At 67.4% G+C, this 9,495-nt stretch carries 12 protein-coding genes; 9 read left to right on the forward strand and 3 right to left on the reverse strand.

All coding sequences use genetic code 11. The annotated features are described in order from the left end of the window. Position 1 precedes the first annotated feature (1 nt). From J3A66_RS16815 to J3A66_RS16825, 3 genes are all read left to right on the forward strand, one after another. On the forward strand, positions 2–883 hold the full coding sequence (locus J3A66_RS16815; protein WP_166745964.1) for an alpha/beta hydrolase: 882 nt from the start codon (positions 2–4) through the stop codon (positions 881–883). A 62-nt stretch (positions 884–945) separates the two neighbouring features. Then, complete coding sequence (locus J3A66_RS16820) at positions 946–1,704, forward strand: SDR family oxidoreductase (protein ID WP_209570089.1); 759 nt, start codon at positions 946–948, stop codon at positions 1,702–1,704. A gap of 145 nt (positions 1,705–1,849) precedes the next feature. Continuing rightward, complete coding sequence (locus J3A66_RS16825; RefSeq protein ID WP_209570091.1) at positions 1,850–2,965, forward strand: glycosidase; 1,116 nt, start codon at positions 1,850–1,852, stop codon at positions 2,963–2,965. Positions 2,966–3,000: 35 nt separating this feature from the next. Here the strand turns inward: J3A66_RS16825 and J3A66_RS16830 are convergent, their stop codons facing one another. Beyond that, positions 3,001–3,246: a hypothetical protein gene (locus tag J3A66_RS16830; protein WP_192071186.1), complete on the reverse strand. Its 246-nt coding sequence runs from the start codon at positions 3,244–3,246 to the stop codon at positions 3,001–3,003. A gap of 100 nt (positions 3,247–3,346) precedes the next feature. On the opposite strand from J3A66_RS16830, the gene J3A66_RS16835 reads away from it, so the two are divergent. The 4 genes from J3A66_RS16835 (at position 3,347) to J3A66_RS16850 (ending at position 6,978) form a co-directional block, all read left to right on the forward strand. Then, positions 3,347–4,483: a glycosyltransferase family 4 protein gene (locus J3A66_RS16835; RefSeq protein WP_209570093.1), complete on the forward strand. Its 1,137-nt coding sequence runs from the start codon at positions 3,347–3,349 to the stop codon at positions 4,481–4,483. A gap of 68 nt (positions 4,484–4,551) precedes the next feature. Then, positions 4,552–5,955 (forward strand): nitronate monooxygenase, encoded by a 1,404-nt coding sequence (locus J3A66_RS16840; protein WP_031441354.1) that lies wholly within the window; start codon positions 4,552–4,554, stop codon positions 5,953–5,955. Between the two features lie 25 nt (positions 5,956–5,980). Next, a complete protein-coding gene (locus J3A66_RS16845; protein WP_209570095.1) occupies positions 5,981–6,607 on the forward strand; it encodes a LysE family translocator in 627 nt (208 codons plus the stop codon). A 122-nt stretch (positions 6,608–6,729) separates the two neighbouring features. After that, entirely contained in the window at positions 6,730–6,978 is a 249-nt protein-coding gene (locus tag J3A66_RS16850) for a hypothetical protein (RefSeq protein WP_197975206.1), read from the forward strand. A 47-nt stretch (positions 6,979–7,025) separates the two neighbouring features. On the opposite strand, the gene J3A66_RS16855 is transcribed toward J3A66_RS16850, so the two are convergent. After that, positions 7,026–7,217 (reverse strand): hypothetical protein, encoded by a 192-nt coding sequence (locus J3A66_RS16855; protein ID WP_031395371.1) that lies wholly within the window; start codon positions 7,215–7,217, stop codon positions 7,026–7,028. 91 nt (positions 7,218–7,308) lie between these two features. Continuing rightward, positions 7,309–8,331, reverse strand: a complete 1,023-nt coding sequence (locus J3A66_RS16860; protein ID WP_107929601.1) for a D-glycerate dehydrogenase — start codon at positions 8,329–8,331, stop codon at positions 7,309–7,311. 162 nt (positions 8,332–8,493) lie between these two features. Between J3A66_RS16860 and J3A66_RS16865 the strand changes: the two genes are divergently transcribed. Together J3A66_RS16865 and J3A66_RS16870 are read left to right on the forward strand one after the other, a co-directional pair. Beyond that, positions 8,494–8,985: an SH3 domain-containing protein gene (locus J3A66_RS16865; protein WP_183936260.1), complete on the forward strand. Its 492-nt coding sequence runs from the start codon at positions 8,494–8,496 to the stop codon at positions 8,983–8,985. Between the two features lie 32 nt (positions 8,986–9,017). Further along, positions 9,018–9,485 (forward strand): GNAT family N-acetyltransferase, encoded by a 468-nt coding sequence (locus tag J3A66_RS16870; RefSeq protein WP_209570097.1) that lies wholly within the window; start codon positions 9,018–9,020, stop codon positions 9,483–9,485. Positions 9,486–9,495 lie beyond the last annotated feature (10 nt).

Below are 9,495 nucleotides of genomic sequence, written 5' to 3' on the forward strand. Positions count from 1 at the left end.
CATGGCCGCTTACGAAAACCTCTATTGGTGGTCCAGGGACGGGCTGCGGCTGCATGCACGCGACTATCCGGGCGGCGGCGATGGCCGTCCGCCGATCCTGTGCCTGCCCGGGCTGACGCGGAACGCGCGCGATTTCGATGCGCTGGCGGCGCGGCTGGCGGGACGCTGGCGGCTGATCGCGATCGATTTCCGCGGGCGCGGCGAGAGCGCCTATGCCAAGGATCCGATGTCCTATGTCCCGCTGACCTATGTGCAGGATGTCGAGGCGTTACTGGCCGAGCACGGCATCGACCGGTTCGTCGCGTTCGGAACGTCGCTCGGCGGGATCGTCACGATGCTGATGGCGGGGCCGGCGCGCGGGCGAATCGCGGCCGCGCTGCTCAACGATGTCGGACCCGAGATCGACGCGCAGGGCCTGTCGCGGATCCGCGGCTATGTCGGCAAGGCGAGCGTCTTTCCGACCTGGATGCATGCCGCGCGCTGCGTGTCGGAGAGCAATGCCGACGTCTATCCCGACTGGACGATCGAGGACTGGCTGGCGATGGCCAAGCGCATCTACCGGCTGAACAGCTCGGGCCGGATCGTACTCGATTACGACTTGAAGATCGCCGAACCGTTCCGCGTGCCGGGCAGCGAGGCTGGGCCGGACATGTGGCAGGCGCTGGCGGGCCTGCGCGAAATCCCGACGCTGATCGTGCGCGGTGGTCGGTCCGACCTGTTGTCCGCCGCGATCGCGGATCGAATGGTCGCATCGCTCGACCGCGCGACGCTCGTCACCGTGCCCGGGGTCGGCCATGCCCCGACGCTGAGCGAGCCGATCGTCCAGGCGCCGATCGACGACCTGCTGGCGCAGGTGCTTGAGGGGGATGCTGTCCGCGCCTAGGGGACGGGGACGAGGCGTCGCACCTGTGCCTCGTCCCGCCTGCTCGATGACCGGAACCGCTTATGACCGCACCTGCCGACCTTCATGTTAATCATCGCTCCCTCGAGGGTCGACGCGCGATCATCACGGGGGGGACGACAGGGATCGGCCGGGCGATCGCGGTGCTGCTCGCGGCGGGGGGCGCCAAAGTCTATATCTGCGGTCACGATGCGGGTCATCTCGAGGACGCGCTCGCCTGCATCCGCGAGGTCGGCGACGGCGACGGGATGGTCACCGAGCTTGCCGATCCCGACAAGGTCCGTGCCTTTTTCGATGCGGGCGAGGCGTATCTGGGCGGGTTCGACATCACCGTCGTCAACGCCTCGATCGCCGCGGGCGGGCTGACGCAGATGGACGAGGACGCGCTGCGCTACGCGATCGCGGTCAATTTTACCGCCTATCTGCTCAGCGCGCATCACGCCGCGCACCGGATGACGCCGATCGGCGACCTGATCCTCATCGGTTCGCTCAGCGCGCATATCCTCGGGCCGAGCTCGACCGTCTATGCGGGCATCAAATCGGGTATCGCCGGTTTCGCCGAGGCGCTGCGTCGCGAGCTGGGCCCCAAGGGGATCCGGGTGTCGCTGATCGAGCCGGGCAAGGTCGGCTCGAACATGCAATATCCCGACGTGCCCGACGAGAAGCAGCGGCAGATGATCGCAGCGGAGCAGATGCTGCGCGGCGAGGACATCGCCGCGGGGGTCGAGTTCCTGCTGACGCAGCCGACGCGCAGTGTGATCCAGCAGCTCGTGATCGTGCCCCGCGCGCTGGAGGGGGAATAGCGACACCGCTCACCCGTCCCGTTCGAGCTGAGCGAAGTCGAAGCACCTGCGCTCGGGGCATGCCCTTCGACTTCGCTCAGGGCGAACGGGAGGGGGCGGGCGTGGCGGCGGGGCGTCCAAACAACCAGAATTTTAGGAGAATAGCATGTTCGATCAGCTCGTCTTCACCCCTGCGGACATCGACCTGTCGCGCTCGCCGCTGGCGGGCAAGGTCGGGGCCGAGACCTATGTGCTCGGCGCCTTCAATCCGGGGATGACGCGGCTGGCGAACGGCAACCTTCTGCTGATGGTGCGCGTGGCCGAGGCGTTGCGCGAGCCGGTCAAGGGCGGCAACGTCCATGCGATCCGCTGGCAGGACGGCGCCTATCTGCGTGATGCGTGGCCGTTGCAGATGGTCGACACCAAGGATCCGCGCAAATTCCTGATCCCCGGCGGCGGGTGGAAGGTGATGGCGCTCACCTCGCTGTCCTGGCTCCTGCCGGTCGAGCTCGACGCGGAGGGCCGTTCGGTCGTCGCGGTCCATTACGACAATGCGATCGCGCCGCGCACGCCCTACCAATGCTATGGCGTCGAGGATGCCCGCATCTCGAAGGTCGGCGACCGCTATCTGATGACCACCTGTTCGGTCAGCCCGGAACGGCATTCGACCACGCTTTATTCCTCCGCCGACGCGCTCGACTGGCAGCTCGAGGGGATCGTGCTCGATCACCAGAACAAGGACATGCTGATCTTCGAAGGGCTGATCGGCGGGCAATATTGGGCGCAGACGCGGCCGCTCGGTGACCTGTATTTCGCCTATCCGCCGGGCAGCGAATGGCGCGCCGGGCCGTCGATCAACCTGTCGCGCTCACCCGACGCGCTCCACTGGAAGCCGCATGACAAGCCCGGCATCCGCCCGCACGCCGCCACGGTCTCGACCGCGCGGATGGGCGGGGGGACGCCACCGATCCTGACCGATCGCGGCTGGCTGAGCCTGTGGCACGGCGTCGAGCCGTCGGGCGTGGTCGGCATCTACCGCACCTATTGGTCGATCCTCGACAAGGACGACCCGTCGATCACGATCGCGACCCAGCACGCGCCGCTGCTCGAGGCGAACCCCGCGCTGACCGAGCCGCTGAAGGACCAGATGTACGTCGACAATGTCGTCTTCACGACGGGCATCGCGAACGCGGGCGACTTCTACGTGGTCGCGAGCGGCGAGGCGGATCTGGCGTGCCGGATCACCCACATCGCGAAGACTGCGTTCGACCCGCCCGTTTGATGCGGTTTGCGGCGTATTTTGGTGGGGAGCGGACGTTACCTCTTCAAGGCTGACACAAGACTGGTGAAAGCATCTACGTTCGCTTTCTGATGCGAAAGCACCCCGGCAGTAATATCCTGCGTAGTGCCATCCGGCATGACAAGCTGTGCCTTCACTCCGCCGTTACTGAAGAGATCGACCTGTCGCAGAGATTCTTCGCGCTGCTCGTTCGCCCATTCGATCAAGTCATCCAGTGTTTTCACCGTCCGCCCCCCTCCGTTGTCGGCATCATAGCACGGCATGAAATTATGCTTCTAGTGTCCGCAAGTGGGCGCAACCGGACAGCGATCTGGCGTGCCTGCTCCCTTGAAACCCCGGCGAGAAATCGGCATCGCGTCGGGCATGGCCGCACCCGTCAACATCCTGCATCTCCATTCCTCGTTCGACCTTGGCGGGAAGGAGGCGCGGGCGGTGCGGTTGATGAATGCGTTCGGCGATCGCGCCAAGCACACCATCGTGTCGGGCGTGGCCGATGCGCTGGGCGCGCAGGCGTCGATCGCCAAGGGGATCCGCTACGAGATCGCGCAGAACCCGCCGCCGCTGACGGGCAAGCCGTCGGTCGCGCGCTACGAGGCGATCGCGCAGTATATGCGGCGGTTCGATCTGGTGCTGAGCTATAACTGGGGGGCGATCGACGGGGCGATGGCGCGCCGCGCGTTCGGCAAGGGCGCGCCGCCGCTGGTCCATCACGAGGACGGTTTCAACGCCGACGAGGCGGGCGGGCTGAAGATCGAGCGCAACATCTATCGTCGGCTCGCGCTGGGTGCGGCACATGCGCTGGCGGTACCGTCCGAAGTGCTCGAGGCGATCGCGCTGAAGACCTGGAAGCAGCCGCGCGAGCGGGTGCACCGGATCGTGAATGGAATCGGCACCGCCTATTACGCGCAGAAGCCCGAACCCAAGGCGATCCCGGGGTTCGTGCCGAAGGCGAAGGAGGTCGTCATCGGCGCGCTGGCGGGTCTGCGCGAGGTGAAGGACCTGACCGCACTGGTGCGTGCGGTCGGCGGCGTGTCGGGGCGGGTGCGGCTTGTGATCGTCGGCGAGGGGCCCGAGCGCGCGCGGATCGCCCAGGCGGCGGCCGCGATGGGGATGGCCGACACGCTGGTTCTGCCGGGATTTCTCGACCGGCCCTATCGCTATATCGGGCATTTCGACATCCTCGCTCTGTCGTCGCGCAGCGAGCAGTTTCCGATCTCGGTGGTCGAGGCGATGGCCGCCGGCCTGCCGATCGCGAGCTATCCGGTCGGCGACGTCGCGCGGATGGTCGCGCCCGAAAACCTGCCGTTCATCACCGAAGCGCCGAGCGAGGTGCGGCTGCGCGATGCGTTGCAGGCGCTGGTCGCGGATCCCGCGCTGCGCGCGTCGATCGGGGCGGCGAATCAGCGGCGGGCGCGGGCTGAATTTGACGAATCGGTGATGATCGCGCGCTACAGCGCGCTGTACGAAGAGGCGCTCGGCAGACCCGGCTCGCTAACCTAGGTCTTAATTTGCTCGCACGCTGCGTCCTTGCGATATAGGGGGCCGTATTTTCCGGGAGAGGTGACGTCGTGTTCAAGGGCCTGAAGCCTATCGTCTATAACGGTCGCGAAGTGTGGCCGCTGGTGGAAGGCGGCAAGGGAGTCGCGGCGACCAACCATGCGTCGGCCGGAGCCTGGGCCGCCGCGGGTGGCATCGGCACGGTTTCCGCCGTGAATGCCGATAGTTACGATCCAGAGGGCAAGATCATCCCGCAGGTCTATGCCGCACTGACGCGGCGTGACCGGCACGAGGAGCTGGTCCAGTATGCGATCGACGGTGCGGTCCAGCAGGTCGAGCGCGCCTATGAGATCGCCGACGGCAAGGGTGCGATCAACATCAACGTGCTGTGGGAAATGGGCGGCGCGCAGCGGATCCTGCACGGCGTGCTCGAGCGGACGCGCGGCAAGGTGGCGGGCGTCACCTGTGGCGCGGGCATGCCGTACAAGCTCAGCGAGATCACCGCGTCTTACGGCGTCAGCTACCTGCCGATCGTCAGTTCGGGCCGCGCCTTCCGTGCGCTGTGGAAGCGCGCCTATTCGAAGGCGGCACAGTGGCTGGCGGCAGTCGTGTACGAGGATCCCTGGCTCGCGGGCGGGCATAACGGCCTGTCGAATGCCGAGGATCCGCTGAAGCCGCAGGATCCCTATCCGCGCGTCAAGGAACTGCGCGACGTGATGCGCGAGGGCGGGATTTCGGACGACGTGCCGATCGTGATGGCGGGCGGCGTCTGGTACCTTCGCGACTGGAACGACTGGATCGACAATCCCGAGCTCGGCACGATCGCGTTCCAGTTCGGTACCCGCCCGCTGCTGACGCGCGAAAGCCCGATCCCGCAGGGGTGGAAGGACGCGCTGACGAAGATCGAGGAAGGCGACGTGCTGCTGCACAAATTCTCCCCGACCGGTTTCTATTCCTCGGCGGTGCGCAACCCGTTCCTGCGCAGCCTCGAGGCGCGGTCCGAGCGCCAGATCGCGTTCTCGACGCAGGAGGCCGGCGACCACATCTTCCAGCTCGACGTCGGCGTGAAGGGCAAGAATTTCTGGGTGACGCGCAACGACCTGCTGCGCGCACGCCAGTGGTTCGGCGAAGGCTTCACCGACGCGCTCAAGACCCCGGACAACACGCTCGTCTTCGTCGGCCCTGAGGAAAAGGGCATGATCCGCAAGGACCAGGCGGACTGCATGGGCTGCCTGTCGCAATGCTCCTTCTCGAGCTGGGCGGATACCGAGACCAACTCGACGGGGCGGCTCGCCGACCCGCGCAGCTTCTGCATCCAGAAGACGCTGCAGGATATCGCGCATGGCGGCGACATCGACCAGAACCTGATGTTCGCCGGCCATGCGGCGTATAACTTCAAGAAGGACCCGTTCTATTCCAACGGGTTCGTGCCGAGCGTCGGGCAGCTGGTCGATCGGATCCTGACCGGCGACTGAGTCGGTCAGGGTAGGGGGCAAAGGCATGACGCTGCATGCGTGGACGGTGTTCCTGGTCGCGGTGATCCTGTTGTGCGGGACGCCGGGGCCGAACATGCTGCACGTCATGACGCGAAGCATGACCTTCGGCGCGCGGCGCAGCCTGGCGGCGATGGCGGGGTGCCTGACCGCGCTGGTCTTCGTCCTCGCCGCGTCGGCGGCGGGGGTCGCGGCGCTGCTGACCGCCTGGCCGCGGGTGTTCGATGCGCTGCGTTATGCCGGTGTCGCCTATCTGATCGTGCTGGGGATCAAGGCGTGGCGCGGTGCCGGCGGGCCGGTCGATCTGGGTGCCGACACGCTGCCGCGCACGATGTCGGCCGCACGGCTGTTCCGCGGTGGGTTCGTGATCGGCATCAGCAATCCCAAGCTGCTGCTGTTCGCCGCCGCCTTCCTGCCGCAGTTCGTCAACCGCGCCGCGCCGCAGGGGCCGCAGTTCGCGATCCTCGTCGTCACCTTCGCGGTGGTCGAAAGCCTCTGGTATGCGGTCTATGCGATGAGCGGGCGGACGCTCGCGCGGCATCTGACGCGACCGGCACTGCGGCGCGCGTTCGACCGGGCGACGGGGGCGGTGTTCGTCGGCTTCGGGCTCGCACTGCTCGGAACGCGCGTCTGACGCGGCGGCCGAGGTTGCCGATCGGCGGGATAGCGCGCATACCGGGCGCATTGCGGCGCTTCATTCGGGCAAGCCACGACTGAGAGACGTATCGCGCTCCCGCTCCCTGCCGGGATTATCAGATGACCACCACGCCCAGCGCCGATGTTGCGCCCATTTCGCGTGCGATGAATGTACGCGTCACCGAGGCTCAGGCCGTCGCGATGTGCGCCAAGCACAAGGCCGAGATCAGCGCGATCGAATCGCTGCCGTCGGGCGGAACACGGATCGTCCTGATGAACATTGCGGATGCCGCGACCGTCGCCAAGGCGTTCGGGTCGAAGGTCCTGACGGGCACGGTCCAGCGGACCGGCTGGATCCGCGCACGGTGATCTAAGGGGCGACGCGCGGACCGTCAGGCCCGCGCGCGCCAGACGTTTCAGTCGGCGACCGTGCCGACCACCGCGCCGCCGGCACCACCGACCGCTGCGCCCTTTTCGACACTACCGCCCGTCGCCGCGGCGACACCCGCACCGCCGGCTGCACCAATGCCTGCGCCCTTGAGCGTCGAGCAGGCGCTCATCGAGACGGCGGACGCGATCAGCAGCGCGGAAACAGCAATCTTCTTCATGGGATACTCCTCTTTCTCTCCGGGGGTATCCAACAAATGCCGCACTGCGGAATCGGTTCCGGGCACAGGCGCGGGGACGGGTGAGGGGCCGTCAGGCCCAGCCTTCGAGCACCTGATCGGGCGGACGATGGCCATCCGCCCACATCCGGATGTTCTGGATCACCTTCTCGCCCGTCGCGATCCGCCCCTCGAATGTCGCCGATCCCATGTGTGGGAGCATCACGACGTTATCGAGCGCGAGCAGCCGCGGATCGATCTGCGGCTCGTGACGCCAGACGTCGAGCCCGGCGCCGGCGAGCCGGCCCGCCTCAAGCGCGTCGACCAGCGCGGTCTCGTCGACCACCCCGCCGCGCGAGGCGTTGATGAGGAACACATGCGGGCGCATCAGCGCGATCCGGCGCGCGTCGATCATGTCCCGGCTGTCGGCGTTGAGCGGGGTGTGGATCGTCACGATGTCGACCGCGCCAAGCAGCTCGTCGAGCGAGGCGTGCCACGTCGCCCCGAGCGCCTGTTCGAGCGCGACGGGAAGGCGGCGGCGATTGTGATAGTGGATCGAGAGGCCGAACGCGGCGGCGCGGCGCGCGACCGCCTGTCCGATCCGGCCCATCCCGACGATGCCGAGTGCCTTGCCGCCGATCCGGTGGCCGAGCATCCCGCCGGGGCTCCAGCCGGTCCATGCGCCCGAACGAACGAGCTTCTCGCCCTCCGCCAGCCGCCGCGGCACCGACAGGATCAGCGCCATCGTCATGTCCGCAGTGTCTTCGGTCAGCACCCCCGGCGTGTTGGTGACGATGATCCCGCGCGCACGCGCCGCTTTCAGGTCGATATGGTTCACGCCCGCGCCGTAATTGGCGATCAGGCGAAGGCGATCGCCCGCGCCGGCGATCAGCGCGGCGTCGATATCGTCGGTCACGGTCGGGACCAGCACGTCGCAATCGGCCATCGCCGCGGCCAGCTGATCGCGGCTGAGCTTGGCATCGCCGTGGTTGTTGGTCGTGTCGAACAGCGCCGCCATACGGTCCATGACCGCATCGGCGAGTTCGCGCGTGACGACCACCTTGGGGTTGGGGCAGCGCCGGGTGTCGGGCCAGCTATCGGGGCGTGGATCGGGCATGACGGTGGCTTGGCGAACGTCATCCACGGCGTCAACGATGGAGCGGCAAAACCGCGCTGCGATCCGTGGAACGGCGGCGGGCGCGCTTAGCAGTTGAAACCGCCGCCGCGGTGGCGATAGAGCTTGGCCGGACACGAACCGCGTCGGCAACAGGACATCAGCATGCGCATTCTCGCCTTCGGGCTCGCCGCCCTCGTCACGGCGGCGCTGGGCACCGAGCCTGCCGCCGCCGCGGATCCGGTGCGCAAGCTTCCTTATTATGCCTCGATCTCGGCGGGGCGCGCGCGGTTGCGGACCGGCCCGGCCCGCGCCTATCCCGCCAGCTGGCTGTATCAGCGTGCCGACCTGCCGGTGCGCGTGATCGCGATCCACAAGGAATGGCGCAAGATCGCCGATCCGGACGGCACCGAAGGCTGGATGCAGGCCAATCTGATGAGCAGCACGCGCACCGCGATCGTACGCGGCACGACCCCGATCGCGATCCTCGACCGCCCGAGCGAAAGCGGACGCCTGCAATGGCGCGCGGCCCCGGGCGTGGTCGGTCGGCTGAGCCAGTGCGGCAATGGCTGGTGCAAGATGGACATCAAGGGGCAGGCCGGTTTCGTGCGCGTCGACGCGCTGTGGGGAATCGATGCGGACGAAGCGCTGCCCTGAACGATGACGGGCCATCGCACCCGGATCGCGTCATGCGGATAGAGCGCGACGATCTGACGCGCCAGGCGGTCGTCGATCTGGTCGCGCTGCACCAGCGCGCCGCGCATGCCAACTCGCCGCCGGACTGTGTCTTTGCCCTCGACCTCGCCGGCCTGCGCGATCCGTCGGTGGTGGTGTGGTCGGCCTGGGACGAGGCGGGGGGCGATTCGACGCTGCTCGGGATCGTCGCGGTGAAGCGGCTCGACGCGGGGCATTGCGAGCTGAAATCGATGCGGACGCATCCCGATCATGTACGCCGCGGCGTTGGCGCGGCGCTGCTCGATCATGCGACCCGCCATGCCAGAGACATGGGCGCGACCCGGATCAGCCTCGAGACCGGAAGCAACGCCGCCTATGCCGCGGCGCGCGCGCTCTACGAACGCGCGGGCTTTGTCCGCTGTAAGCGGTTCGGATCTTATCCGCCCTCGCGGTTCAGCCGATATTACACGCTGGATCTCTGACGGTGGCAGC

Origin of the sequence: Sphingomonas sp. PvP018 (assembly GCF_017876865.1) — a bacterium.
GTDB lineage: Bacteria > Pseudomonadota > Alphaproteobacteria > Sphingomonadales > Sphingomonadaceae > Sphingomonas > Sphingomonas aerolata.